At 71.0% G+C, this 25,136-nt stretch carries 22 protein-coding genes and 1 other RNA gene; 16 read left to right on the top strand and 7 right to left on the bottom strand.

Annotated features, from left to right (window positions below):
* Window positions 1-37: 37 nt before the first annotated feature.
* From ACTOQ1_RS03690 to ACTOQ1_RS03665, 6 genes are all read left to right on the top strand, one after another.
* On the top strand, window positions 38-874 hold the full coding sequence (locus ACTOQ1_RS03690) for a Nif3-like dinuclear metal center hexameric protein (RefSeq protein WP_362681469.1): 837 nt from the start codon (window positions 38-40) through the stop codon (window positions 872-874).
* Entirely contained in the window at window positions 871-1,611 is a 741-nt protein-coding gene (locus tag ACTOQ1_RS03685) for a zinc ribbon domain-containing protein (protein WP_440064406.1), read from the top strand. Before ACTOQ1_RS03690 ends, ACTOQ1_RS03685 begins: the two co-directional genes overlap by 4 nt.
* The gene (locus tag ACTOQ1_RS03680; RefSeq protein WP_440064405.1) at window positions 1,608-3,044 is read left to right on the top strand and encodes a bifunctional RNase H/acid phosphatase; all 1,437 of its coding nucleotides are present in this window, start codon (window positions 1,608-1,610) and stop codon (window positions 3,042-3,044) included. Before ACTOQ1_RS03685 ends, ACTOQ1_RS03680 begins: the two co-directional genes overlap by 4 nt.
* Before the next feature lie 287 nt (window positions 3,045-3,331).
* An RNA gene (gene rnpB / locus ACTOQ1_RS03675) (RNase P RNA component class A) lies at window positions 3,332-3,727 on the top strand.
* Window positions 3,728-4,131: 404 nt separating this feature from the next.
* Window positions 4,132-4,422, top strand: a complete 291-nt coding sequence (locus ACTOQ1_RS03670) for a hypothetical protein (protein WP_440064791.1) — start codon at window positions 4,132-4,134, stop codon at window positions 4,420-4,422.
* Window positions 4,419-4,628: an Imm21 family immunity protein gene (locus ACTOQ1_RS03665; protein ID WP_440064776.1), complete on the top strand. Its 210-nt coding sequence runs from the start codon at window positions 4,419-4,421 to the stop codon at window positions 4,626-4,628. The genes ACTOQ1_RS03670 and ACTOQ1_RS03665 overlap by 4 nt, the downstream gene beginning before the upstream one ends.
* 66 nt (window positions 4,629-4,694) lie before the next feature.
* Here ACTOQ1_RS03665 and ACTOQ1_RS03660 read toward each other — a convergent pair whose 3' ends face one another.
* From ACTOQ1_RS03660 to ACTOQ1_RS03645, 4 genes are all read right to left on the bottom strand, one after another.
* Complete coding sequence (locus ACTOQ1_RS03660) at window positions 4,695-5,681, bottom strand: zinc-dependent alcohol dehydrogenase family protein (RefSeq protein ID WP_440064403.1); 987 nt, start codon at window positions 5,679-5,681, stop codon at window positions 4,695-4,697.
* Between the two features lie 80 nt (window positions 5,682-5,761).
* Window positions 5,762-6,358 carry a TetR/AcrR family transcriptional regulator gene (locus tag ACTOQ1_RS03655; RefSeq protein ID WP_440064401.1) on the bottom strand — a complete coding sequence of 199 codons (597 nt, stop codon included), beginning with the start codon at window positions 6,356-6,358 and terminating at the stop codon, window positions 5,762-5,764.
* 303 nt (window positions 6,359-6,661) lie between these two features.
* Window positions 6,662-7,141 (bottom strand): lamin tail domain-containing protein, encoded by a 480-nt coding sequence (locus ACTOQ1_RS03650; protein WP_440064775.1) that lies wholly within the window; start codon window positions 7,139-7,141, stop codon window positions 6,662-6,664.
* Between the two features lie 262 nt (window positions 7,142-7,403).
* Complete coding sequence (locus ACTOQ1_RS03645) at window positions 7,404-8,603, bottom strand: MFS transporter (RefSeq protein WP_440064399.1); 1,200 nt, start codon at window positions 8,601-8,603, stop codon at window positions 7,404-7,406.
* Window positions 8,604-8,794: 191 nt separating this feature from the next.
* Here ACTOQ1_RS03645 and ACTOQ1_RS03640 point away from each other — a divergent pair, with 191 nt between their 5' ends.
* Window positions 8,795-9,709: a LysR family transcriptional regulator gene (locus ACTOQ1_RS03640; protein ID WP_440064398.1), complete on the top strand. Its 915-nt coding sequence runs from the start codon at window positions 8,795-8,797 to the stop codon at window positions 9,707-9,709.
* A gap of 17 nt (window positions 9,710-9,726) precedes the next feature.
* On the opposite strand, the gene ACTOQ1_RS03635 is transcribed toward ACTOQ1_RS03640, so the two are convergent.
* The gene (locus ACTOQ1_RS03635) at window positions 9,727-10,677 is read right to left on the bottom strand and encodes an NBR1-Ig-like domain-containing protein (RefSeq protein ID WP_440064396.1); all 951 of its coding nucleotides are present in this window, start codon (window positions 10,675-10,677) and stop codon (window positions 9,727-9,729) included.
* 443 nt (window positions 10,678-11,120) lie between these two features.
* Here ACTOQ1_RS03635 and ACTOQ1_RS03630 point away from each other — a divergent pair, with 443 nt between their 5' ends.
* The 7 genes from ACTOQ1_RS03630 to ACTOQ1_RS03600 all read left to right on the top strand — a co-directional run bounded on the left by ACTOQ1_RS03630 (window position 11,121) and on the right by ACTOQ1_RS03600 (window position 20,089).
* Window positions 11,121-13,214, top strand: coding sequence for a BTAD domain-containing putative transcriptional regulator (locus ACTOQ1_RS03630; protein ID WP_440064395.1), 2,094 nt, complete (start codon window positions 11,121-11,123; stop codon window positions 13,212-13,214).
* Window positions 13,215-13,358: 144 nt separating this feature from the next.
* Window positions 13,359-13,919, top strand: a complete 561-nt coding sequence (locus tag ACTOQ1_RS03625; protein WP_440064393.1) for an NADPH-dependent FMN reductase — start codon at window positions 13,359-13,361, stop codon at window positions 13,917-13,919.
* 112 nt (window positions 13,920-14,031) lie between these two features.
* Window positions 14,032-15,114: a CE1758 family FMN-dependent luciferase-like monooxygenase gene (locus ACTOQ1_RS03620; protein ID WP_440064773.1), complete on the top strand. Its 1,083-nt coding sequence runs from the start codon at window positions 14,032-14,034 to the stop codon at window positions 15,112-15,114.
* The gene (locus ACTOQ1_RS03615; protein ID WP_440064391.1) at window positions 15,111-15,725 is read left to right on the top strand and encodes an FMN reductase; all 615 of its coding nucleotides are present in this window, start codon (window positions 15,111-15,113) and stop codon (window positions 15,723-15,725) included. Before ACTOQ1_RS03620 ends, ACTOQ1_RS03615 begins: the two co-directional genes overlap by 4 nt.
* Window positions 15,726-16,382: 657 nt before the next feature.
* Window positions 16,383-17,354 (top strand): ATP-binding protein, encoded by a 972-nt coding sequence (locus ACTOQ1_RS03610; RefSeq protein WP_440064389.1) that lies wholly within the window; start codon window positions 16,383-16,385, stop codon window positions 17,352-17,354.
* Window positions 17,355-17,622: 268 nt separating this feature from the next.
* Window positions 17,623-18,492: an alpha/beta hydrolase family protein gene (locus ACTOQ1_RS03605; RefSeq protein WP_440064387.1), complete on the top strand. Its 870-nt coding sequence runs from the start codon at window positions 17,623-17,625 to the stop codon at window positions 18,490-18,492.
* A 115-nt stretch (window positions 18,493-18,607) separates the two neighbouring features.
* Window positions 18,608-20,089: a carboxylesterase/lipase family protein gene (locus ACTOQ1_RS03600; RefSeq protein ID WP_440064385.1), complete on the top strand. Its 1,482-nt coding sequence runs from the start codon at window positions 18,608-18,610 to the stop codon at window positions 20,087-20,089.
* On the opposite strand, the gene ACTOQ1_RS03595 is transcribed toward ACTOQ1_RS03600, so the two are convergent.
* A complete protein-coding gene (locus ACTOQ1_RS03595) occupies window positions 20,067-21,179 on the bottom strand; it encodes a PucR family transcriptional regulator (protein ID WP_440064384.1) in 1,113 nt (370 codons plus the stop codon). The genes ACTOQ1_RS03600 and ACTOQ1_RS03595 overlap by 23 nt on opposite strands.
* A gap of 276 nt (window positions 21,180-21,455) precedes the next feature.
* Here ACTOQ1_RS03595 and ACTOQ1_RS03590 point away from each other — a divergent pair, with 276 nt between their 5' ends.
* Both ACTOQ1_RS03590 and ACTOQ1_RS03585 read left to right on the top strand, forming a co-directional pair.
* A complete protein-coding gene (locus ACTOQ1_RS03590) occupies window positions 21,456-21,974 on the top strand; it encodes a LuxR C-terminal-related transcriptional regulator (RefSeq protein WP_440064383.1) in 519 nt (172 codons plus the stop codon).
* Window positions 21,975-22,133: 159 nt separating this feature from the next.
* Window positions 22,134-24,173, top strand: coding sequence for a glycosyl hydrolase family 28-related protein (locus ACTOQ1_RS03585; protein WP_440064381.1), 2,040 nt, complete (start codon window positions 22,134-22,136; stop codon window positions 24,171-24,173).
* Window positions 24,174-24,346: 173 nt separating this feature from the next.
* Here ACTOQ1_RS03585 and ACTOQ1_RS03580 read toward each other — a convergent pair whose 3' ends face one another.
* Entirely contained in the window at window positions 24,347-25,108 is a 762-nt protein-coding gene (locus tag ACTOQ1_RS03580; protein ID WP_440064379.1) for an ABC transporter permease, read from the bottom strand.
* Between the last annotated feature and the right edge of the window lie 28 nt (window positions 25,109-25,136).

Here is a 25,136-nt window from a genome sequence, read left to right as displayed (position 1 = left end):
TGACGAGCCCTCCGGGGGAGGCCGATAGTCTGCGCACGTGCCTACGCTTGCCGACATCGTCACAGAGCTGGAGTCCCGTTACGACCCGAGATGGGCGGAGTCGTGGGACGCGGTCGGGCTCGTCTGCGGGGACCCCTCCGCCGAGGTGCGCAGGATCCTGTTCGCGGTCGACCCGGTGGCCGTCGTCGCCGAGGAGGCCCTCGACTGGGGTGCCGACCTCGTCGTCACCCACCACCCGCTCTACCTGCGCGGCACCACGAGCGTCGCGGCCACCACCTTCAAGGGCCGGCTGGTCCACACGCTGATCAAGAACGACATCGGGCTCTTCACCGCCCACACCAACGCCGACGTCGCCGACCCCGGCGTCTCCGACGCGCTCGCCCGCGCCGTCGGCCTGACCGGCCCGCTCGTCCCCCTCAGTCCCGCCGCCGACGACCCCAGGCGCGGCCTGGGCCGCGTCGGCTCGTTGCCGGCCCCCGTCTCCCTCGCCGAGTTCGCCCGGCTGGCCGCGCGCGGGCTCCCCGCCACGGCGGGCGGCCTGCGGGTCGCCGGAGATCTCGACCGCCCCGTCCAGCGGATCGCGGTCAGCGGGGGATCGGGAGACTCCCTCCTCGGCACGGCCCGCGCCGCCGGGGTGGACGTCTTCCTCACCGCCGATCTGCGCCACCACCCGGCCAGCGAGTTCATGGAGGCCTCCGGCGGCCCCGCGCTGATCGACGCGGCCCACTGGGCCACCGAATGGCCCTGGCTCGCCGACGCGGCACACCATCTCGCGTCCGCGTCGGCCGCCAGGGGGATTACTGTTGAGACGCGCGTATCCGAGACGGTCACGGACGCCTGGAACACAACAGCAAAGTGCGAGGATTTCACGTGAAAGCAGCCCCTGCGGCCCAGAAGCGTCTGCTTGACCTGGCCGAAATCGACTCCGCCATCGACCGGCTGGCCCATCGCCGCCGCACCCTGCCCGAACTGGCGCAGATCGACGAGCTCTCCGGGCGCATCGCCCGCATCGCCACCCAGGTGATCGCCGCCGAGACCGAGTCCGGCGACCTCGCCCGCGAGCAGAGCAAGGCCGAGGCCGACGTCGACTCGGTCCGCACCCGTGCCGAGCGCGACCAGAAGCGCCTCGACTCCGGCCAGGTGTCCTCCCCCAAGGACCTGGCCAGCCTCCAGTCCGAGATCGTCTCCCTGAAGCGCAGGCAGGGCGATCTGGAAGAGGTCGTGCTGGAGATCATGGAGCGCCGCGAGGCGGCCGACGGGCAGGTCGCCAGGCTCGTCGCCGAGCGCGACGAGCTCGCGGGCACCCGCGGCACCGCCGAGGACCGCAGGGACGCGGCCTTCGCCGAGATCGACAAGGAGAGGGACGAGCTCCAAGGCAAGCGCGCCGGGGTCGCCGAGGACATCCCCGCCGACCTGCTCACCCTCTACGGGAAGCTCAAGGAGCAGTTCGGGGTGGGCGCCGCGATGCTCCAGGGAGCCCGCTGCCTCGGTTGCCGCACGAGCCTGTCCATCGCCGAGATCAACCGCATCAAGGCCGCCTCCCACGACGAGGTCATCCGCTGCGAGGAGTGCCGCCGGATCCTCGTCCGTACCGCCGAGTCCGGTCTGTGAGCTCCGTGACCTCGTACGTCATCGAGGCCGACGGCGGCTCGCGGGGCAACCCGGGCCCGGCGGGTTACGGCGCCGTCGTCAAGGACGCCGCCGACGGCCAGGTGCTGGTAGAGACCGCCGCGTCGATCGGCACCCAGACCAACAACGTCGCCGAGTACCGCGGGCTCATCGCGGGCCTGACCTCCCTCCTCTCTCTCGCCGGCGACGGCGCGAAGGTCGAGGTCAGAATGGACTCCAAGCTGGTCGTCGAGCAGATGGCCGGCCGCTGGAAGATCAAGAACGAGGGCCTGCGCCCGCTCGCCCTGGAGGCCGCGGCCCTGGCCAGGCGCCTCAAGGTGACCTGGCGCTGGATCCCCCGCGAGAAGAACAAGGACGCCGACCGCCTGGCCAACGAGGCCATGGACGCCGCGGCCAAGGGCCGCGCCTGGACCCTCTCGGGTTCCTCCGCCGCCGCCGCGGAAGCGCCCGGTGGCAGGGTTCCCGGAGGCGGCGTCTCCGGAAGTCGAACCTCGGAAAGCGGCGTCTCCGGTGGCCGGGCCCCTGACAAGGGTGCTCTCGAGAGCGGCGCCTCAGGAAGAAGTGCTTCCAAAAGCGATTCCCCCGCCGGCCGTACCGCTCCCGCCCGTCCCGCCGAGGACCTGCTGCTCTTCGACACCGGCGACCTCGGCGCCGGTGCTCCCGACGCCGGTGACCTCGGGGTCGGCGACCTTGGGGTCGGGGATCTTGGGGTCGGGGACGGTGGCGGGACCACCACGCGCGAGCGAGCGGGCCTGGCCACCCCCACGGGCACGGGCACCGGTTGGCGTTCGCCCACCTCCGTCGCGACCTCGCTGTACCTGCTCCGGCACGGTGAGACGCCCCTCTCCGTCGAGCGCAGGTTCTCCGGGCTCGGCGACCCCGAGCTCACGCCCAACGGCATCGCCCAGGCCGAGGCCGCCGCGGTGAAACTCGCCGGGAAGCCGTACGACATCCAGGTGATCGTCAGCTCGCCGCTCAGGCGCGCCCGCGCCACCGCGGAGATCATCGCGGCCAGGGCCGGGCTTGAGGTTCTCATCGAGGAGGGCCTGCGGGAGACCGACTTCGGAGACTGGGAAGGCCACACGTTCACGGAGATCCAGCGCCGCTGGCCCGACGAACTCGCCGCGTGGCTGGCGGACCCGTCCGCCGCGCCGCCGGGTGGGGAGAGTTTCGGGGAGGCGGCGCGGCGGGTCCAGGCGACCGGGGACATGCTGATCGAGCGTTACGAGGGCAAGGCGGTCCTCGCCGTCTCCCACGTCACGCCGATCAAGATGCTGCTGCGGTTCGCGCTGCTCGCTCCCCTCGGTGCGCTGTACCGCATGCATCTCGACCTGTCGGCCCTGTCCCTGATCGAGTATTACGCCGACGGCCCGGCGGTGGTGAAGGCGTTCAACGACACCTCGCACCTGCGCTGAACCTGCGGTCTCACGTCCACGACAGACCTCGGCCATGGGGGCGGTGGAGCACCACCCGTCCTCCACCGCCCCCATGGCCGTGTCCTCCACCGTGTCCTCCACTGCGTCCTTCGCCGTGGCCGGAACCCTCGCGGCGCGCGGAAGCGGTCGTCCCGCCGGTCGTCGGTGTTCTCATCGGTCCCTCCGGTGCTCGTCCGGTCCGTCTCGCTTGATCTATATTCCAGCGCGGACGACTTGCCGCTCGGTTGGAGTCCACTTGGGAGCCGTTAGGCTTGGAACACGGCGGACGAGCCGGCCGGGCGGCCGCGTCGGGTCTCTTCTGAGACCCGCCGAGGAAGGTCCGGGCTCCACAGGGCAGGGTGGTCGGTAACGCCGACCCGGGGTGACCCGCGGGAAAGTGCCACAGAGAACAGACCGCCTCGTCCCAGGACGAGGTAAGGGTGAAACGGTGGTGTAAGAGACCACCAGCGCCCACGGTGACGTGGGCGGCTCGGTAAACCCCACCCGGAGCAAGGTCAAGAAGGGGCGCTCTCCGGAGCGTCCCGCGCGCGACGCTTGAGGGCTGCCCGCCCGATGCCGCGCGGGTAGACCGCTTGAGGCCGACGGCAACGTCGGCCCTAGATGGATGGTCGCCCCTTCACGCAAGTGAAGGACAAAACCCGGCCTACAGGCCGACTCGTCCGCCCTGTCCTCCTCCGATCTGCGGTGAAGCCCTGATCGAGCAAGATCGAAGCCACAGTGGGGCACATTCAGGCGAGCCCGCCCGCCGCGGCGGGGACGTGGTCCAGGGTCGTGCGAGCTCGCTCGGACGCCTCCGGGCACACCCGGGTCCATCGAAGCTCCAGCGATCTCAGCGCGTTTCAACCTTGCGCTCTTCGCCCAGGCTGGAGCCGTATTTGGGGTACATCACCCACGTGCGGCACATCCCCATCGCCGTAGGCGCCGGCCTCATACGCCACAGGCCTCGTCGAGGCCGTGAGTCTGGTCGTCCAGGCGCCCGGGAACGCCGAGGTCGGCAACGTCGTCCTGCGAAGACGGGGCTAGGGAGGACGCTGAAAGATTTCCACACCGGCCGCATGCTTCTCACATGGCCGCCGAACGGGGCGGGCCCGACAAGAGAAGCGGACGATCAAACATGAGCATGAAGGCGCATTCGGTCGGCAGCCAGGGCTTGGTGACCTCGATCGAGGGACTCGGCACGATGGGCATGACCGCGATGTACGGCACTCCCGGCGACGCGGAGGACGTGCAGTGCGATTTCGTGCTCAGCTCCACCACCGGGCACCGCTTGGTGATCTTTCGGCCCCAGCCCGGGTCGGCCACCGCGGAGAATTTCGAGTTTCTGGACGTCCTCGGCCGGCAGTCCTTCGAAGGCTGACCACCATTGGCGGGCCATCTCGCCTGCGGTACCGCGAACGCACCACGTCATGGGAAGTGCGAGAGCCGGTCGTGCTCTTCGACTCCGCGATTCCCGGCGCTGAGTCGGAGCCCGGCGATCGGCTCGTCATCGATCTCGATCCTGGGGAGTACAGGGTCCGGGCCACCTGTACGAAGGACGAGGACGACTGGATGATCCTCTCGTGAGAGCCCGACGCTCTCGGCGCCCTTCCACGCCCCGATGACACACTCGCAAGGAAACCGAAGCCGGGCTCACTCCTCGATGTCGATGACCACCTTGCCCCTGGCGGTGCCGCTCTCCACCGCGGTGTGCGCGTCGGGGACGGTGGCGAGGGTGAAGTGCCGGGTGTCGAGCAGGGGCTTCAACGCCCCCGAGTCGGCCAGGGAAGCCGCTTCGCGAAGGATCTCCCCGTGGTGCTCTCGTCCTCGGCCGGTCAGCATCGGCAGCAGGGTGAAGACGCCGGAGTAGGTGGCGCCCCGGAACGACAGGGGTGCGAGGCTGTGGGTCCCCCAGCCCAGAGCGCTGAGGACATGGCCGGTGTAGGTGCGTACCGCGGCGAACGAGGCGTCGAGGGTCGCTCCGCCGACGGTGTCGTAGACGATGTCGAAGCCCTCGCCATCGGTGTGCCGGGCGACGTACTCGTCCACCGATGTGGTGGTGTGGTCGATCGCGGTGGCGCCGAGGTCTTCGATGCTCTTCAGGCTCTGAGGCGATCCGGTCGCGTAGACCTCGGCGCCGCGGGCGCGGGCGATCTGGACGGCCACGTGTCCGATGCCGCCGGCACCGCCGTGGATCAGTACCTTCTGGCCCGCGCGCACCTGCGCCCGGTCCACCAGGCCTTCCCACGCGGTGATGACGACGAGCGGCAGCGCCGCGGCCTGCCGCATGCTGAGGGACCGCGGCTTGTGCGCGAGCAGCCTGGCGTCCACGGCGACGTACTCCGCGAGCGAGCCCTGGAGGTCGCCCACTCCTCCGGTCAACCCGTACACCTCGTCCCCGGGGGTGAAGCCGATGACCTCCGCGCCGGCCTCCTCCACCACACCGGCCAGGTCCATGCCGAGCACGGCCGGCAGGCGGCTCTTGGCGTGGCCGGCCTTTCCGGCCCGGATCTTGGTGTCCAGCGGGTTGACCCCGCTCGCCTTGACCTTCACCAGCACCTGGCCCGGGCCGGGGACAGGTTTGTCGATCTCGCTCAGGACCAGGGGGGTGTCGAACTGCTCCAGTACCACCGCGCGCATGGTGCCGCCTCGTTTCGTGTGTCGTCGATGAGCTGATGGAGTGTGATCGGGCCGGGGTGCCGTTCAGGCCCGAAGGCATGTCATTGGTCTGCGCCTGCGTGGCGGCCGGTGTGGGCGGCGACGAGCCGGACGGCCATGTCCTTCGCGTCGTCCACGACCGTGCGGTCCTGGAGGAGCCGGCCGGACGCGAGAGCGCCGTCGATGAGGAGTCCGATGTGGCGGGCGAGCGCCCGCGGGTCGTCGGCTCCGGCCTTCGAGCCGAGCTCGGCCAGCCAGTCCTGGCGGCGCCGCACGTGCTGGACGGTGATCGCTCGTGCTTCCGAGTCCAGAGGGGCTTCGACGCCGGCGCTGACGAACGGGCAGCCGAAGAAGCCGTGTCTGTCGAAGGCGTCCTGGAGCGCGTCGAAGAGTCCCACGAGCTGGTCGCCGGCCGCGTCGCCGGCGCGCTCCGCGGCGGCTTGCAGCTGCGCCATCCAGGAGTCGTCGGTCCTGCGCAGATAGGCCGCGACGAGGTCGTCCTTCGTGCGGAAGTGCACGTACAGCGTGGACTTCGCGACACCCGATTCGGCGATGACCTGATCGACGCCGACTCCTCGCAGCCCGTGGGCGTAGAACAGTTCGGCCGCCGTGGCGAGGATCTTCTCTACCGTGTTCGTCTTTCTCGTCTTCGTCACCATGATCTGCCTCCTTAATCGAACAGACTAGTACGTTCGATTAAGGAGGCAGATCCGGGGGGCCTTCTTGCGGCGCTCCTGCGTCCGGTCCCTCGCCACTGACGCCGTCCGAGCCCGCTCACGCCGCGACGCGCCGCAGCGGGGCCCGTCAACGGGAAGAGCCAGGTGAAAGTGGAACGGCTTCCCGGGCGGCGTCGGCGTCGAGGCCGCCCAGGGCGGTCGTGCTCGCGGACCGGGCTGATCGTCCGCGGGCGGACGCGACGAAGCCCCCGCTCCGAAGAGCGAGGGCGTCGTCACGCTGTACGGCTACAGGCAGTTGACCCATTCGACCCGGGAACTGTTGTACGAGCAGGAATCGACGAGCTTGCCGGACGGGTTGTGGACGTATCCCGTGTCCGAGGTCTGGTTCCAGATGTACGCGAACGTCCCTCCGGCGCGCCCCCAGTAACGGTTCCTGGCGTCGTCCTTACCCTTGCCCGTCCGCACGGTGACGGTCTTTCCGGCGCCGAGGGTGAACGCGCCGAACCGGTAGATGTGATCCGTTCGGTTGGTTTTGTCGCGAAGCGTCCATCCGCTGAGGTTGATGGCTTTCCTGGTGGTGTTCTTGATCTGCGCCCATTCACCGTTCAGGCTGCTGTTCGCTCCGAAGTCCGGCGACCCCGGAGAGTTGTAGTAGATCTTCACGATCTGGATCGTCGGCAGCGCGGCGGCCTGCGCCGGCGCGACGGGGACGAGCGCCACGGCCAAAGCGGCAGCGGACAGGGCCAAGGGAATGGAACGCACCATTGAATCCTCAAGTTGGAAGAAGCGGGCAGTGGTGAGACGGCTGGCCCAGGCGCGCGGTTGGCCGGTAAACACCGTTTTGTTGGAGGTTCTGGCGCTCCACGAGGGCAGGGGCCAGGCCTCCGCTGGAGGTACCGTCATGTTCACGGCGTCACGCGGGTGCCGGTTCAACCAAGGCGGAACGCGAGGTGCTCCAAACGGGACAGGCGAATGGTGCGGGTGTTCGTTCTCAGACAGGTGCTCCATCTGGAACAGCTGAAGACGATTACTGCGAATGCGGCGACTTCGTGGAGGCGGCGACTGCGGCGAGGGCACCCACGGAGAGTGCGACGGCGAAGCCGATCATCGTGGGATGCAGGCCGAGGTACTTCGAGACCACGCTGAAGGCGATCGAGGGCAGGCCCATGCCCAGGTAGGCGATGACGAAGAACACGGCCAGCACGCCCGCGCGGGACGTGGGCCGGGCGGCATCGGCGCTCTGGCCGACCGATGCCTTGAACAGCAGTCCCGCGCCCGCTCCCGCGATCGCGGCCGCGGTGAGGTAGAGCCACAGAGCGGGGTGGAAGAGTGCCACCGCCGTCAGCGTGAGTCCGGCCGGGAAGAGCACCACCCCGCTCACCAGCATCCGCCCGGGCGACAGGTGTCTGAGGGCGATCTGCGCGACGGCGGAGGCGGCGAAGACCGAGAACGGCGCCAGCCCGGCGACCAGGGGTGAGGAGATGCCCAGGACGTCGTGGACGACGACGGCCCCCAGCGAGGAGAAGAAGCCCATCACGGCGAACGAGAAGAAGCCGGTGCTCGCGGCCGCCGCGAATCGCCTGCCGCCACCGGGCCGCAGGGCGAAACGGGCAGGGACCTCGGAGGCGGCGCCGCGGTCGATGGTCTCGGGACTGCGCAGCACCAGGATCACGAGCACCAGCGCCGCCGCGGCGAACAGTGCGAAGGGGGTGACCAGCGGCGCCGGCGCCCATTGGGCGAGCACGCCGGCGGCCAGCGGCCCGAGCGCCAGTCCCCCCAGGTTGGCCACGGCCGCGACGAGTCCGGGCGTCGCCGACCCGGGCCGTTCCGGGTGCGCCTGCTGGTAGAGATCACTGAGGTAGGCCGTCGCGGTCGAGGCCATGAGCCCCACGGCCAGTCCGGTCAGGACCCGGCCGGTGAGCAGGCCCGCGACCGAGGGCCACAGCACCAGGACCAGTGACGCCGCCACCAGGGTCAGCAACGCCGGAACGACGACGCGGCGGCGACCCAGACGGTCCGACAGATGCCCGAAGAGGAGGAAACCCGCTGCCGCGCCCACGACCATCGCCGCGAAGGCGATGGTGACGACGGTGGGGCCGAAATCGTCACGCTCGGCGAACAGCGGCCACAGCGGGGTCGGAAGGGTGCCGAAGGCCATCAGTGCGGTGAACGCGGCCGCGACGAACCAGAAGCCCCGGGCGTGCGCGGCCCGCGTGGCACGTTCCACACCACGTGGGCGTTCTTGGACGGCCGTGGGGGGCGTCATGGACATGGATCTCCGCTCGGATGGATCGAACCAAGCGACCGCCTTCGTGAACGGCCGCACCCTTGGCTCAACCGCGGAAGCCGTTCCGGTCATTTCCACTCCGGCACAGCTGAATCAGATGCCGACCATCTCCATCGGAGATGATAGTACTCATGGAGTTGCGTCATCTGCGGCATTTCGTCGCCCTCGCCGAGGAACTGAACTTCACCAGGGCCGCCGCCCGGGAGCTGATCGTCCAGTCCGGCCTCTCGTCCTCCGTGCGCGCGCTGGAGCGTGAGGTCGGCGCGCAACTGTTCGTGCGCGGCGTCCGCCCCGTACGCCTGACGGCGGAGGGGCTGGCCCTGCTGCCCGCGGCCAGGCACACCCTCGAGGCGGCGTCCGCGGCACGGCAGGCGGTACACGACGTGCGCGGGCTGCTGACCGGATCGCTCCGGATCGGCACCTACCCGGTCGACATGCGACTGCTGCCGCTTCCCGTCTGGCTCGCCGATTTCTCCCGTGCCCATCCGGGCCTGGAGATCACGGTCAAGCAGGCCGGAGGATTGACCATGGCCCGCATGGTGGCCGAGGGAGAGCTGGACTGCTCCCTGCTCGATCCACTGCCCGCGAAGGTGCCGGGCCTGCGGGTCCTCCCCCTGGCCACCGAGACGCTCATGGTGGCCTGCCCCGCGGACCATCCGCTCACCTCGGAGAGGGACGTCACGCTGGAGCGCCTGAGCCGGGAACCGTTCATCGAGACCGATCCCTCCTGGACCACCCGGATACGCATCGATTCGGCGTTCGCCGCCGCCGGGCTGAGCCGGCGGATCACCTGCGAGGTGGCCGACTGGACTCTCCTCATGAACCTCGTGGGCGCCGGCCTCGGCGTGGCACTGGTCCCGCCCAGTTGCGCACGTGTCGCGGGAACGGACTCGCCGGGCGGCGGTCCCGTGGCGCTCCTGCCCCTGGCGGCAGAACCCCTGGTACGCGAGATCGCGCTCGTCCTGCCCGCGGGGCAGGCGTCATCTCCAGCCGCCCGCCGCTTCGCCGCCTACACGCAGTCGAAGGCCACCGGCCGCGCGGCCTGACGACACGGAAACGGGCCTCAGTCGACGATGACCTGGAAGTTGAGCGGCCGGCCTCCGGGGAACGCGACCCGTCCCGAACCGTCCATCATCTTGAACCGCACATAGCAGAAGCCCGGGTTCTTCGGCGCGGTGATGTCGGTCCGGATGTCGACCATCCTCCCGGGGCGCGTGTCCTTGATCGGTACGTCGGAGACGGTCCGGCATTCGTCGGGTCGCTGGGGGTCGAGGCGATGCAGTGAGTATCCCTTCCACGGCACGGTCCCGGCGTTCTTGAGCCGCCACACCTTGGTCGTGGTCTGGCCGGGGTCGACGCGCGTGCAGTCGGGGAGCGTGATGTCCCCGACGAACACCGCCGAATCACCCTTGTGCGCGGGCGGGCCCCACGGCGGGTTGGTCGGGCTCACCGGGCAGTCGGCCGCCGACAGTGAGTCCTTCGACGGGCTGCCGGACGGGTTCGGGCTGTGCCCGTCGGTCCCGGAGCCGCGATTGACGGTGGTCGTGATCAGGACCGCTGTCCCCATACCGACGGCCGCCGCCGCGAGCGCGGCCGCGGCCAGGTGGGTCAGCCGGAATCGCCCTCGGTCCCCCGGCGCGGGGAGGGGTGGCCGGAGGTCGCCCCTGATCTCGCCGGGCGGTGGCGGCGGCGCGGGTGCCGAGGTCTCACCGGCCGGCCGTGGCGCCTGCGACCCGATGGCGACGTGCACGGCGCGGCTTTCCGCGGGGCCCGGGGCGGAGGCCGCGAGTCCACCGGGCGGACGGGCCACCGAGGTGCCCGCGCGAACTGAGAGATCTCCGGCGCTCGCCGACCTGACCGCCAGATTCGCCCTCTCCCAGCGTTCGCGGTACGCGGCCGGGTCCGCGCCGCACGCCTTGGCGAACTCGACGGTGGTCTCCCAGCTCGGAAGCCGGTTCCCCTTCGTGGCTTCGTGCAACGTCGTGTGCGAGATCGCCCCCGATCGGCCAGACATCTCCCGAAAAGGTGGGTTTCCGACCGATTTGCGAAGTTCTCGCAGAGCCGCCGCGAAGTCCTCGATCGTCTCCGTTCGTGCCGCCATGTCGTCCACCGGGTGAAGCTAACAGCGCCCACGGTGTTTACTCAAGCTCGAACCCGCAGTGGCGGGGGAAGTAAGGCGGTCTGGTACCGCCGGGCCGGATCCGGATCACCTGCCGGCGAAACCGCCGATCCCGCCGGGTTTCCCGACGGGGTTTCGCGGGAGCGGCCGCACCCCCCGCTCCGGCAGTTCGCGTCCACCGGCGGGCGGGCGGATGATAAGCGCTGGCCAGGGCGTTCTATGGGGCTGTGTGCCGCCGGGGTGCGGCGGTGTCATCACTATTCGCATGCGGACTCACGGGAGGCGGCGTGTCCACGTACCGGGTTCATCACTCAGGTGGCTTGCAAGATGAGCGCGCGGTGACCGAAGGGCTGCGCTGGGAGCTGCTCGGACCGGTCAGGGCGTGGCGCGGGGAGGTCGAGATCGACCTCGGCGCCCCTCAGCAGCGTGCGCTCCTCGGCGTCCTGCTGCTGCGCGAGGGCGCGGTGACGTCGCAGGACCAGCTGATCTCGGCGATCTGGGGCGAGGAGCCGCCGTCCGCCGCGGCGGGGATGATCCGGTCCTATGTCTCGCGGCTTCGCAGAGTCCTGGAGGACGGTCCGACGGCCGTGGTGATCGAGTCCGTGGCCGGTGGCTACGCGTTGCCGGTGACGGCCGGGGCCCTCGATCTCGCCGGCTTCCAGCAGAGGATCAGGGCCGCTCACGACGCCCGGCGGATCGGTGACCACGAGACCGAGGCGACCGAGCTGCGCGCCGCCCTCGGGCTCTGGAAGGGCACCCCGCTGGCCGGCGTACCGGGCGGGTACCTCGAGAACGAGCGCACCCGGCTGATCGAACTCCGGTTCGCGGCGATCGAGGACCTGGCCGCCGCCGACCTCCGGTTGGGCCGGCACGCGGAGGCCGGTCCCTCGCTGGCGTCGATGGTGATCGAACAGCCCCTGCGGGAACGGCCCCGCGAACTGCTCATGCTGGCGTTGTACCGGTCGGGGCGGAAGGCGGACGCGCTCGCGCTGTTCCAGGAGACGCAGCGGTTGCTGGCCGACGAGCTGGGCCTCGATCCGGGGCCGGGGCTGCGGGAGATGCAGCGGCGGATCCTGGCCTCGGACCCCTCGCTGGACACCCCGGGGCGGGACGGGCCGGCGGTGGCCGGGTCGCGGCACGCCGGGGCCAGGGCGATCGAGACCCCCAGATCACTGCCGCCCGACCTGCCGGAGTTCACCGGAAGGTCCGGCGAGGTGCGCCGGCTGGCCGGGATGCTGGAGGCCTCCGACACGCAGGTGCCGGTGATCGGTATCGCCGGGCTTCCCGGCATCGGCAAGACCACTTTGGCGGTCCACCTCGGGCACAGGCTGGCCGGCGAGTTCCCGGACGGCCAGTTCTTCGTCGACCTGGGCGCGCCGGGGGACCCTCTCGCGGTCCTGCTGCGCGCGGCCGGGGTCGAGGCACCACCGGAGTCCTCCGGTGAGCGTGCCGCGCTCTGGCGGTCGCTGACCATCGGCCGCCGGTCGCTGGTGGTGCTGGACGACGCGCGCGACGCGGACCAGGTACGGCCGCTCCTGCCCGGCGCCGGCGGGGCGGCGGTCGTCATCACCGCCCAGCGGCGGCTGTTCGGGCTGTCCCACGCGCGCTGGACCAAGCTCGACCCGTTCTCGGAGCCGGAGGCACGCGCGTTGCTGGAGTGGATGCTGGGCGCGGCACGGATCCGGGCGGAACCCGGCGAGGCCCGTCGCCTGTACGAGTTCACCGCGGGACTGCCGCAGGTGGTCCACACGGTCGGGGCCCGCCTGGCGTCGCGGCCGGACTGGAGCCTGGCGACCGCGGTGAGAAGGCTGGGTGTCCGCGGTCACCACCCGGAGTGGGGGTTCGAGGAGTGCGGGGTGATCGAGGGCAGGTACGAGTCCGCGGTGCGCGCCCTGCCCCGGAACCAGATCCGGGCGCTCCGGCTCCTGGCCGTGTCACAGGCGGCCGACTTCTCGCTGAGCGCGGCGACGGCCGTGCTCGATCTGGCGCCGCACAAGACCGAGAGCCTGCTGGAGTCGCTCGCCGACATTCACCTCGTGGAGACCGCCGGCGAGCGCTACCGCTTCCACAACCCGATTCGCAAGTACGCCTGCTCCCGGGCGTTGCTCGAGGAGGGCGAGGCCGCCTGCCACGCCGCGCTGGCCAGACTGACGCGGTTCTACGCGGCCACGCTGCGCAACGCCCTGCTGGCCACCGACCCAGGCCTCGTCCCCGGCCTCGTCCCCGGAGAGGCCGGGGACGAGGCCGGGGGAGAGGCCGGGCTGGAGTTCGACGGTGCCGGGACGGCCCGGGCCTGGATGCGGGACGAGTGGGAGAACCTGCGGGAGACCGCCGCGCAGGCCGCCGGGATCGGTGAGGCACCGGCACGGTGGCTGGCCGACATGATCGGTCAGGCGGACCTGGGAGAGCCCGGCCGCCGTCAAGCCGGGTAGGCGCGTCCCGCCCGCCGCGAGGGGGCGGGACGCCCCTGCACAAAACGTGAACAAAAAATGCACGCCGAGGTACCAGGCTCAGAGCCGGCGCGGAACCTCCGTCGCCGGTGCGGGATGCCCGCGCACAACCTCTGAGAGGACCTCATGCCCAAGATCGCGATCATCATCGGAAGCACCCGTCCCGGCCGTGTCGGCGAGTCCGTGGCCAGGTGGGTGCTCGACATCGCCGGACGGCGCGGTGACGCCGAGTTCGAGCTGGTCGACATCGCCGATTTCAAGCTGCCGCACCTGGACGAGGAGCTCCCGCCGTCGATCGGTCGCTACAGCAGGCCGCACACGCTGGCCTGGGCGGAGAAGATCGCGTCGTTCGACGGTTTCGTCTTCGTCACGCCCGAGTACAACCACTCCACCTCCGGCGCGCTGAAGAACGCCATCGACTTCCTGTTCGCGGAGTGGAACGACAAGGCGGCCGGCTTCGTCAGCTACGGCTCCGTCGGCGGCGCCCGCGCCGTCGAGCACCTGCGCCTGGTGATGGCCGAGCTGAAGGTCGCCACCGTGCGCGCCCAGGTCGCGCTGTCGCTGGCGACGGACTTCAAGAACTACACCGAGTTCGCCCCCGCCGAGTACCACGTCGCGGGGGTCGACGCGATGCTCGACCAGGTCGTCTCCTGGAGCAACGCCCTCGCGACGGTCAGGGCGGCGTGATCCGAGGCACCTCGACGGGAGCCGCGGTGTTCCCGGCCGGCCGGCACCGCCTGGGGAGCGGTGCCGCACCGGGGATCGATCAATAACGAATGCCGAAGCAACGGGGATGAAGATGCAAATCGGGATCTTCGGGGTGGGGGACGTGGTCGGTGACCCGGTCACCGGCCGCCCTGTCACGGAGCGCGAGCGGATCAAGGCGGTACTGGAGTACGCCGAGCTGGCCGAGCAGGTCGGCCTCGACGTCTTCGCGATCGGCGAGCACCACAACCCGCCGTTCATGCCCTCGTCGCCGACCACGATCCTGGGCCACGTCGCCGCCCGGACGGACCGGATCATCCTGTCGACCTCGACCACGCTGATCACCACCAACGACCCGGTGAAGATCGCCGAGGACTACGCGATGCTGCAGCACCTGGCCGACGGCCGGGTCGACCTGATGATGGGCCGGGGCAACACCGGGCCGGTCTACCCCTGGTTCGGCAAGGACATCCGGGACGGGATCGCCCTCGCCGTCGAGAACTACGCGTTGCTGCGCAGGCTCTGGCGGGAGGAGGTCGTCGACTGGGAGGGCCGGTTCCGTACGCCGCTGCAGGGATTCACCTCGACGCCGCGGCCGCTGGACGGCGTACCGCCGTTCGTCTGGCACGGCTCGATCCGCAGCCCCGAGATCGCCGAACAGGCCGCGTACTACGGTGACGGGTTCTTCCACAACAACGTGCTCTGGCCGAAGCGGCACGTCCGGCAGATGGTCGGGCTGTACCGCCGGCGGTTCGAGCACTACGGCCACGGCCCTGCGGACCAGGCGATCGTCGGTCTCGCCGCCCAGCTGTACGTCCGCAAGAACTCCCAGGACGCGATCCGCGAGTTCCGCCCGTACTACGACGCCTCGCCGGTCTACGGCGGCGGGCCGTCGCTGGAGGAGACGGCGCGGGACACCGCCCTGCTGGTCGGCAGCCCGCAGCAGGTGATCGAGCGGACGATGGAGTTCCGGGAGTTCGCCGGCGGCGACTACCAGCGGCAGCTCTTCAACGTCGACGCGCTGGGGGTGCCGCGCGCGGTCGTGCTGGAGCAGATCGAACAGCTCGGGGAGATCGCCCAGGTGCTCAGGAAGGAGTTCGCCGCCGACCGGCCCGCGCACGTGCCGGACGCCCCCACGCACGCCTCCCTGAGGGCGGCGAAGGAGGCCGGACGTTGAAGCGCACCATCGCGGTGGTGGCCGCCGGCCTGCGGCAACCCTCGTCCACGCGGTTGCTCGCCGACCGGCTGGCCTCCGCGACGCGACGCGAGCTGGAACGGCTCGGCGCGGAGGTGGACCTCGAGACGATCGAGGTACGTGACCACGGCCACGACCTGGTCAACAACCTGATCGTCGGATATCCGTCGGAAGAGCTGGAGCGGGTGCTCCGGAAGGTCGCCCGAGCCGACGGGCTGATCGCGGTGACGCCGACCTTCACCACGTCGTACAACGGGCTGTTCAAGATGTTCGTCGACGTGCTCGACGACACCGCGCTGATCGGCAAACCCGTGCTGATCGCCGCGACCGGCGGCACGGCGAGGCACTCGCTGGTGCTCGAACACGGGCTGCGGCCGCTCTTCTCCTACCTGCGGGCCGTGGTCGTCCCGACCGGGGTCTTCGCCGGTCCCGAGGACTGGGGCGCCGCCGAGGGCGCCGAGGAGCCCCTGGCGAGGCGGGTCGATCGAGCGGCCGTCGAACTCGCCCGCGAGGTCGACCGCCGCGACCCACCCGCCTCCGGCGACCCCTTCGAGTCTCCGGCGCCCTTCAGCAGCCTGCTTCCTCCCTCGTAGCCGACCGCGACCTGCTCCCCACGTGATCGGCCGCCCGCTTCCCACGCGACCGGCCGCACGCCCGCCTCCGCCCCCGACGAAGGTGAGACGGGCTCTCCGCTCCGCCGCCCGGTGGGCGTTCACGGCCCGGGAGGGCGCGGGAGACGGCCCTCCGGGTGCCGCTCGGGCGCCATCGGAGGCCGATACGCACCCCCCTCACAGGGCCGGGTGGCCCATATGGTCCACTGGCCAGGGGGAACCGGAGGATGAGCACAGGACGGCGAAGCTCGATCACAACCCGCATCACTCTGTTCACGGGTGTGGTGGCGCTTCTGCTGTGCTCGCTGGTGGCGACGATGCTCATGTTCTCGATCAACCATTTCGTCACCGATTCCCTCATCAAGGAGATCACCGCCGCCGGCGGCCGCGTGGCCGTGCAAATAGAGCGGAACCGTCTGGAGTACCCCCTGGCGCAGCGCCGGTCCCGCAACCTGCAGGTCGTCGACTCGAAGGGCAAGGTCATCGCCTCGACCCCGAGGCTGTACGGCAAACCGCCCATGGCGACGTTCACCCCCGACGGCACGAACGTCTCCACCTCCGTCGTGTGCGGCGGTGACTTCCTTCTCGGCGAATGCGACCTCGTGGTCGCGCAGTGGGCCCATCGGGGGGGGAGAGAGGTTGGTCGTCTACAGCGCCTCTCCCACGGTTCCCCCGCTGGTCGATCCGTGGCTGGCCACGGCGGTCATCGGGGGCATGGCGGTGCTCGCCGGCACCATCACCTACATCGGCCACCGGATCGTCACCGTGTCCCTCAAGCCGGTGACCGCCGTTCGCACCGAACTCGACGAGATCAACGCGAACTCCCTCGATCGCCGGGTGCCCGTATCACCCGGCGATGACGAGATCCACGAGCTGGCCGACAGCGTCAACCGCACGCTGGCCCGCCTGGAGGGCGCCATGGAACGTCAGCGGCAGTTCACCGCCGACGCCTCCCACGAGCTGCGCACCCCCCTCGCGGGGCTTCGCGCCCAGCTGGAGGAGGCTCGGCTGCACCCCGGTGAGACCGACCTGAACGAGCTGCTGGCGCACTCGCTGTCCGACCTCGACCGGCTCCAGTCGATCATCACCGACCTGCTCCTGCTGGCCAAGATCGAGTGCAGCCCGCCCCAGCTTCGGGAAAGGGTCGATCTGGCGACGCTGGTACGGGCGGAGGTCTCGCGGCGGGCGGACCCGCAGAAGGTGCGACTCGTACTCGCTTCGGAAGTGCCCGTCGACGCCGTGCACAGCCAGATCGGCCGCGCCGTCACCAACCTGCTGGACAACGCCGAGCGGCACGCCAGGGAAACGGTGGTCGTCGAGGTGCGGGCGAACGGCGACGGCGCCGAGGTCATCGTCGACGACGACGGGGAAGGCATCGCCGAGACCGACCGGGGACGGATCTTCGAACGGTTCGCCCGGCTGGACGCGGCCCGCAGCCGCGACCGCGGAGGCACGGGCCTGGGCCTCGCCATCGCCCGTAGCATCGCCCACGCCCACGACGGGACGCTCCAGGTCGGAACCTCACCCTTCGGAGGCGCACGCTTCGTCCTGCGCCTGCGCAAGGCACCACCGGATGACGGCGCCACGGAACGGACTCGCGACTCCTCGTAGCCGAGCCGTCTGATCCGTCCACGTCCGGCCAGGCCACCGAGCCGGCCCGCACCGGCGGCCTCCGCCCGGCCGGGTTCCGGCTCGCCGGACGTGAGCGGGAGGCGTCTCCCGTCCGTTCCCGCGGCGGTCGGGACATCACACAAACTCCCGCGTCGGTGATTGCCGCGATTGCGCAGAGACGGCCGTCGATTCCTCCTTCAGGATGTGCGATCAAACAAGGTGTGAGCCGGACGAAACCTCCGGTTCACCGTGGCGTCAGGAGTTCGCCGTGCCGTGGAGAAAGCTGCTCGTCCCGCTGACCTCGATCGTCCTCGTCCTCGTCCTGTCCGCCCCGGCCGGCGTGGGCGCCGCCTCGGCGTCCGCCGCCCCCGCCGCCGGCGTCGCGTCGTCCGCCGGTTTCGGCGCCCTCGGCCCCTACGCCACCGCCGTGGAGATCGGGGCGGTGAACACCCTGTACTACCCGCGTGACATCGCACAGAGCGACCGCCGCCATCCGGTGATCGTGTGGGGCAACGGCACCTTCGCCTTCCCGGTCGTCTACCGGGATCTGCTGCTGCACTGGGCCAGCCACGGCTTCGTCGTCGCCGCCGCCAACACCCCGCAGTCCAACCTCGGCATCTCCATGCGCGCCGGCATCGACCTGCTCACCCGCAGGAACGCCGACCCGAGCAGCGTCTTCCACAACCGCGTCGACCTGGAGCGCATCGGCGCGTCCGGCCACTCCCAGGGCGGCGCGGCCGCCATCGTCGTCGGCGCGGACCCGCGCGTGGACACCATCCTGCCCATCCAGCCCGGACCGCTGGCCAACATCAACGCCGTACACGGCCCGGCGCTCCTGCTGGCCGGCCAGCGCGACAGCATCGTCCTCCCCGCCCTGGTGAGGGCCTTCTACAACGCCGCCGACCACATCCCGGCCATCTACGGCGAGCTGCGCGGGGCCGACCACTTCACCGTGGTGGGCGGGGCCGGGCCGTTCGCCGCGCCGACGACCGCCTGGTTCCGCCTGCACCTCATGGACGACCAGGCGGCCCGTACCCAGTTCTTCGGCCCCGGTTGCGGCATCTGCGCCGACACCCGCACCTGGTCCGACGTCCGTCGCAACGCCCGGGCCACCCAGATCCCCGCCACCGCTCCCTGACCCTGCCTGGAAGATCGCTCCCGCCGCGACCCGCGGCGCCCGATCCCCGTCGTACCCGCCCCTGGCCCCGCCACTGCCAGGGGCGGCCCGCGGGCCACCCATCGAAAGGACCGAGATGGACATCATCGCGACCACCCGGCACGGCAAGGTCCGGGGCCGCGTCCAGGACGGGATCGCGACCTTCCTCGGCGTCCCCTACGCCGCCCCGCCCTTCGGCGCCCGCCGTTTCCTCGCCCCGGCCCCCGTCGAGCCCTGGGAGGGGGTGCGTGACGCGCTGGAGTACGGGCCGACCGCCCCCAAGAGGCCCTACCGGCCGCCTCTCGACCGGCTGATCCCCGATCCGGACATCCCCGGCGACGAGTGTCTCAACCTCAACGTCTGGACTCCGGCCGGCGGTGAGGACCGGCTGCCGGTGATGGTCTGGATCCACGGGGGCTCGATGCGCAACGGCTCGGCGAGCCTGCCGCTCTACGACGGGCGGGCCTTCGCGCGCGACGGCGTGGTCCTCGTCTCGATCAACTACCGGCTCGGGGTCGAGGGGTTCGGCGTCTTCCCCGACGCACCCGACAACCGCGGCCTGCTCGACCAGATCGCGGCCCTGACCTGGGTCAGGGACAACATCGCCGCCTTCGGCGGGGACCCGGGCAACGTCACCGTGTGCGGGGAGTCCGCCGGAGCCATCGCCATCGCGGCCCTGATGACCAGCCCGCGCGCGGCCGGCCTGTTCCACCGGGCGATCCTGCAGAGCGGCCCGCCGCACACGGTGCCGCGCGGCGAGGGCGCGAAGATCGTGAGATCGATGGCGAGGGCGCTGCGGGTGCCGGCCACGGCCGAGGCGTTCGCGGCGGTGGATCGCGAGCGGCTGCTGGACGTGCAGGCCGCGGTGGTCGGCAGGGCCGACCCCGTCGGCGGCGGGCCCGGCTTCCACATCGTGGTCGACGGCGACGTGGTGCCCGCCGACCCCCCGCCCTTTGAGGTCGACCTGCTGCTGGGCTCCAACCGGGAGGAGTACCGGCTGTGGTTCGTGCCGGACGGGACGGTGGACCGGATCAGCGGTCTCACTCTGCGGCTGGCGCTGCTGAGGTTCCGGATCCCGGGCCGGGTGGCGCGGCTGTACCGGGCCGCCCGGCCGGGGGCCCGGCCCGGGGAGATCCTCGGCGAGATGGCCACCGACCTGCTGCTGCGCGGCCCGCTCAACCGGCTCGCCGACTCCCGGCCGTCCCGGACGTTCGTCTACGAGTTCGCCTGGCGTTCGCCCGTCATGGGGCTCGGCGCGTGCCACGCGCTGGAGATCGGTTTCGTCTTCGACACCCTGCGCGCCGGCGAGGAACTGACCGGGCCCGGCGCCCCCCAGCCGCTCGCCGACGCCATGCACCGCGCCTGGGTGGCCTTCGCCACCTCGGGAGACCCCGGCTGGGTCTCCTGGGACGCGCGCCGGCCCGTCATGGTCTTCGACCATCCCGGCACGGGCGTGGTCCTCGCGCCGCGGGAGGAGGAACTGAGTGTGTGGCTCCAGGCTCGCCGTGCGAGCCATGTGAGCCATGTGAGCCGGACGAACCGGGTGAACCGGCGAACTAGGCGAGATCCCTGGAGATGAGCGCCGCCTGCAGCAACCGCGCCTCGGCGGGGACCGCCAGGTCCAGCCCGGTCAGCGCGCGCACCCGGTGCAACCGGTAGTCCAGGGTGTTGCGGTGGATGCACAGCTCCAACGCGGTCTGGCGGCGGTTGTATCCGCGGTCGACGAACACGCGCAACGTCTCCAGCAGGTACGGATGCTCCTCCAGCGGGTCGAGCTTGGCCGCCAGCCGGACCAGCCCGTCACCCGGGCGCGCGAGCTGGTACTCCAGCAGCACGTCGTCGAGGCGATAGAACCCGGGCGGGCGGCCGAGCCGCTGGACGAGTTCCAGCACGCGGCCCGCCTCCTCCGCCGCCGCCGGGATGGCCGCCGGTCCGGCGGCCGGGGCGGCGGCGGCGAGAACGGGCCCTCCCACCTCCTCCGCGAGCCTGGCCACCAGGCCCGGCAGGTCGGACCCGCCGGGCAGCAGCGCGATCCCGGCGACATGGTCCATCAGCACCGGGATGCCCGTATGGGCGTCGAGGGAGGACTGCACCAACCTGGCCGGCGGGTTCGACGCGAACGCGAACGCCGCGACCTCGTGCTCGCCGGCCACCACGACCCGCGCCGCCTCGGCCGGTTCCTCGTACGGCCGGCCGGCCAGCAGAGCGGTCAGCAGGGCCCGCCGTATCCGCTTGTCCTCGCTGTGGATGTCCTCCTGGGCGTGCAGGTGGGCGAGCACGACGGCGGGCATGGCCGCGCGCAGGCAGGCGAGCAGGCTCGCACCCGCCCCGGCCAGTTCCCCGGGCTCCGCGACCTCGGTCAGTGCCTGCCACCACACGTCGGCGCCGATCAGGTAGGCGGCGATCACCGCCTCCAGGGGCACGCGTTCCTCGGCCCGGCGCGCCGACCACTCGATGAGCCGGGTCAGGTCACCCGGGCCCATCGCGTCCTCGTCACGCAGTCCCCGCAGCAGCAGGCCGTGCACCGCCACGATCGACCGGGTCACCTCGCCGTCGAGGGTCTGGCGCGGCAGCGCCCCGTAGAACGGCACCTCCGCCGAGCAGCGCGCGACCACGGCCGCGGTGAGGTCACCGGCCAGGGAGGCCATCCGGGCGTGGAGATCGGGCATCGGCGAATCGTCACATCGCCCGAACCCCGCCGTCAACGCGTCACAGCCGATCTTGGAGGCGTGGGCCGGGCGATACCCTGGAGCGGGTGGCGACGCCCGCGGCCCCGCGGCCCCTCGGCGGTCGCGCGCCCGGCCCGGTTCCGGGGGCCGGCCACGGATCGGGGTGGCGCGGCACCGCCCGGACGGGGCCATCGTCGACATCCGCCTGCCCCCACCCAGACCGACGAGGGACTGCGGGCGGCCCGGGAGATCCGCCGGCGCCGTCCCGGCGTCGGGGTGCTCGTCCTGTCCCAGTACGTCCGCGTCAGCTACACCCTCGAACTGCTCGACGACGGCGCCCACGGTGTCGGCTACCTGCTCAAGGACAGGGTGTCCGACCTGGCGGGGTTCGCGGCGTCGGTCCGGCAGGTGGGCGGCGGCGGTTCGGCGTTCGACCCGATCGTCGTCGACCAGCTGGTCGGCCGCCATGGTCGCGCCGACGACCCGCTGCGCGCGCTCACCGGCCGCGAGCGCGAGGTCCTCGCGCTGATGGCCGAGGGCCGCACCAACCAGGCCGTCGCGGAACGGATCGGCGTCGCCGAACGGACCGTGATATTCGTCCTCGCCTGGTCGGCGGCCGTCTGGACCGTGTCGCTCTGCACGTACATCACGCGTGGAGCCTTCTCGGACGGAGCGAACCACCTCGCCCTGATCATTCCCAGCGTCGTGGCCGCCGGGCTGCCGGCGGTCAGTGCGAGACACCGCAACGACATACGACAAGCGCTGCAAGAACCTAAGAGGTATCCGCAGCTATAAGGCAAGATTACGAAACTATTTCGCAGGAGCCTTGTGGAACGAGGCATCGGAGTCCTACTGTCACCTCACCCTCGTGGCGTTCGCTCCGCCCCGAGTGCCTTCAGGTGTTCACCCCCCGACAGAAACGAGCATCCGATGTCACGGAGCATCACAGGAGCTGTGGCGAGATGGACCGGCAGGCCACCGCGAAGGGCGTCGGTGGCGGTCGCGGCGGTGGTCGCGGCCTTTGCCGGTCTCGGCGTCGTGCCCGGCGCCCCGGCCCTCGCCGGCACGGGCGGGGCACCGGCTCCCGTGGTGACGCGCGCCGCCCTCGACCCGTCGCTCGTCGCGGGCCGGGGCGCCGACGTCGCCTTCGCCGAGCAGGAGGCGGAGAACGCCACGACGAACGGCACGGTCATCGGCCCGGACCGCGCCGCGTACACGGTGGCGGGGGAGGCGTCCGGCCGCAGGGCGGTCAGGCTGACGCCGGGCCGGCACGTCGAGTTCACGCTGCCGAAGACGGCCAACGCGATCACCGTGCGCTACAGCATTCCGGACGCCCCCGACGGCGGCGGCATCACCGCGCCGCTCGACGTCACGGTGAACGGCAAGGGCAAGCGGGTGATGACCCTCACGTCGCAGTACTCGTGGCTGTACAACCAGTACCCGTTCACGAACGACCCGAACGCCGACCTGCTGCACCCCGACTGGTGGATCACCGAGTGCGCCTGCGTGCCCAGCGCCACGACACCTGCCCCGACGATCACCAAGCCGTTCCGCCCGACCCACTTCTACGACGAGCAGCGTCTCCTGCTCGGCAGGACGTACCGCGCGGGTGACAAGGTGCGGCTCACGGTCCCGGCCGGGAGCAACGCGGCGTGGACGGTCATCGACCTGCTCGACTCGGAGCTCGTCGGCGCGCCGCACGTCAGGCTCGTCGCGGCGAACGTGCTGGCGTTCGGCGCCGACCCGCTCGGCCGGCGCGACTCCGCCGACGCGATCGACAGGGCGATCGCCTTCGCCAAGCGCAACCGCCTCAAGGTCTACATCCCGCCGGGCGTCTACCAGGTGAACCGCCACATCATCGTCGACAACGTGACGATCGAGGGCGCCGGCAACTGGTACACGATCATCAAGGGCAAGGAGGTCACCCTCCCCGCCCCGGCCCCCGACGGCTCGGTGCACACCGGTGTCGGCTTCTACGGCAAGGACGCGGCGGACGGCGGCAGCAGGAACGTGCACCTGTCCGGCTTCGCGATCGAGGGTGACGTCCGCGAGCGCATCGACACCGACCAGGTGAACGGCATCGGCGGGGCGCTGAGCGACTCGACCGTCGACGGCCTCTACATCCACCGCACCAAGGTGGGCATGTGGTTCGACGGGCCGATGAGGAACCTGAAGATCACGAACAACATCATCGTCGACCAGATCGCCGACGCCCTCAACTTCCACGGCGGCGTCACGGACTCGGTCGTGTCGAACAACTTCACCCGCAACACCGGCGACGACGGCCTCGCCCTGTGGTCCGAGAAGATCGCCAACGCCCGCAACACGTTCGACCGCAACACCGTGCAGACGCCGACCCTCGCGAACGGCATCGCCGTCTACGGCGGCACGGACAACACCGTCTCGAACAACCTCGTCGCCGACCCGATCCGCGAGGGCAGCGGCATCCACGTCGGCTCCCGCTTCGGCGCCGAGGCGTTCGCCGGAAAACTGTCGATCAAGGACAACACCACGGTCCGGGCCGGCACGTACGAGCTGAACTGGAACATCGGCCTGGGGGCCATCTGGCTCTACGCGCTCGACAAGAACATCGAGGCGGACATCCAGGTGGTCGGCAACCACTTCCTCGACAACACCTACAACGCGATCATGCTGGTCAGCGACTGGGGCGTGAAGGACCTCTACTCGATCACGAACGTCCACTTCAAGGACATCAGGGTCGACGGCACCGGCACCTCCGTGGTCAGCGCCCGGGTGAAGGGGTCGGCCTCCTTCGAGAACGTGGACGCCCGCAACGTCGGCGCGGTCGGTGTCAACAACTGCGGCTCGTTCAACTTCCCGCCCACCGGTTCCGAGTTCTCGCTGACGGACCTCGGCGGCAACGACGGGGGCGGCACCACCGGAGCCTGGCTCGCCCCGTGGATGCTGCCGAACACCATAACCTGCGACGACCGTCCGCCGGTCGTCGCGCCGCCGGCGCCGTCCCCGTGGTGATTCCGCGGTGATCCTTCGCCACGGCGCGTCTCCGGCGTCGTCCACCTGATCGGCCGGTCGCCCGGGATCCCCGGGCGGCCGGCCGTTCCCGGTACCCCGCCGAGGTGCGCGTCTCCACGACGGGCGGCCCGGCACCCCGGTGATCCGGTGGGCCGGTGACCTGTCAACGGGCGTCAGACGCCGCGGCGCATCGCCCTGGTGCCGATCACCAGGCCCACCGCGGCGACGGCGCAGGCGCAGAGCGTCCCGTACAGCACCGACGGGTCCGCGAACCGGCCGGAGAACAGCGCCCGCTCCGCCTCGACGACGTAGGCGACCGGATTCAGCGCGGCGACGGCCCGGAGCCACCCCGGGCCGGAGTCCACCGGCAGCAGCACCCCCGACAGCAGCATCAGCGGGAACACCACCAGCTGGGTGACCCCGTAGAACAGATCACCGCCCGGGCTGGACGCGATCGCGAGGGCGAAGGAGAGCGCGCCCAGGCCGATCCCGAACACGGTCAGCACCGCCAGGCCGGCCGGCACGCCCGCGGGGTGCGGGCGGAATCCCAGAGGCACCGCGAGGGCGATGATCAGCGCGGCCTGGGCCAGCAGGATGGCGAACTCCTTCATCGTCCGGCCGATCAGCATCGCCGTGCGGTTCAGCGGGGTGACCAGCATGCGCTCCATCGAGCCGCCGATCAGATCGATCAGCAGGGAGTATCCGGCCATCATCGGCCCGGACAGGCACATCATGATCAGAATGCCGGGCACGAACCACTGCCACGGCGAGCCCTGCCCCTCGAAGCCTCCCGTTCCTCCGAGGAGCGGGCCGAACAGGAACAGGAAGAGCAGCGGCTGGCCCATGGTGAAGAGGAGCCCGAGGGGTTCGCGCACCACGGGGGCGAACTCGCGGGAGAAGACGGTTGCGGTGTCACGGAAGAACTGCACGCTCACGATGTGGCCTTTCTGGCCGGTGGGGGGA

The organism is Streptosporangium sp. OZ121 (assembly GCF_051918885.1).
Classification (GTDB): Bacteria; Actinomycetota; Actinomycetes; order Streptosporangiales; family Streptosporangiaceae; genus Streptosporangium.
Note: the sequence above shows the minus strand (reverse complement) of the source record. Positions and strands in the feature narration are given on the sequence as shown.

Excerpts from the sequence above, each read along its gene's own strand:
- ACTOQ1_RS03625 (WP_440064393.1), top strand. The coding sequence starts at position 13,359 with ATGCCCAAGATCGCGATCATCATCGGAAGCACCCGTCCCGGCCGTGTC.
- ACTOQ1_RS03635 (WP_440064396.1), bottom strand. The coding sequence starts at position 10,677 with ATGTCTGGCCGATCGGGGGCGATCTCGCACACGACGTTGCACGAAGCC.
- ACTOQ1_RS03620 (WP_440064773.1), top strand. The coding sequence starts at position 14,032 with ATGCAAATCGGGATCTTCGGGGTGGGGGACGTGGTCGGTGACCCGGTC.
- ACTOQ1_RS03640 (WP_440064398.1), top strand. The coding sequence starts at position 8,795 with ATGGAGTTGCGTCATCTGCGGCATTTCGTCGCCCTCGCCGAGGAACTG.
- ACTOQ1_RS03595 (WP_440064384.1), bottom strand. The coding sequence starts at position 21,179 with ATGCCCGATCTCCACGCCCGGATGGCCTCCCTGGCCGGTGACCTCACC.
- ACTOQ1_RS03600 (WP_440064385.1), top strand. The coding sequence starts at position 18,608 with ATGGACATCATCGCGACCACCCGGCACGGCAAGGTCCGGGGCCGCGTC.
- ACTOQ1_RS03650 (WP_440064775.1), bottom strand. The coding sequence starts at position 7,141 with ATGGTGCGTTCCATTCCCTTGGCCCTGTCCGCTGCCGCTTTGGCCGTG.
- ACTOQ1_RS03655 (WP_440064401.1), bottom strand. The coding sequence starts at position 6,358 with ATGGTGACGAAGACGAGAAAGACGAACACGGTAGAGAAGATCCTCGCC.
- ACTOQ1_RS03660 (WP_440064403.1), bottom strand. The coding sequence starts at position 5,681 with ATGCGCGCGGTGGTACTGGAGCAGTTCGACACCCCCCTGGTCCTGAGC.
- ACTOQ1_RS03670 (WP_440064791.1), top strand. The coding sequence starts at position 4,132 with ATGGCCGCCGAACGGGGCGGGCCCGACAAGAGAAGCGGACGATCAAAC.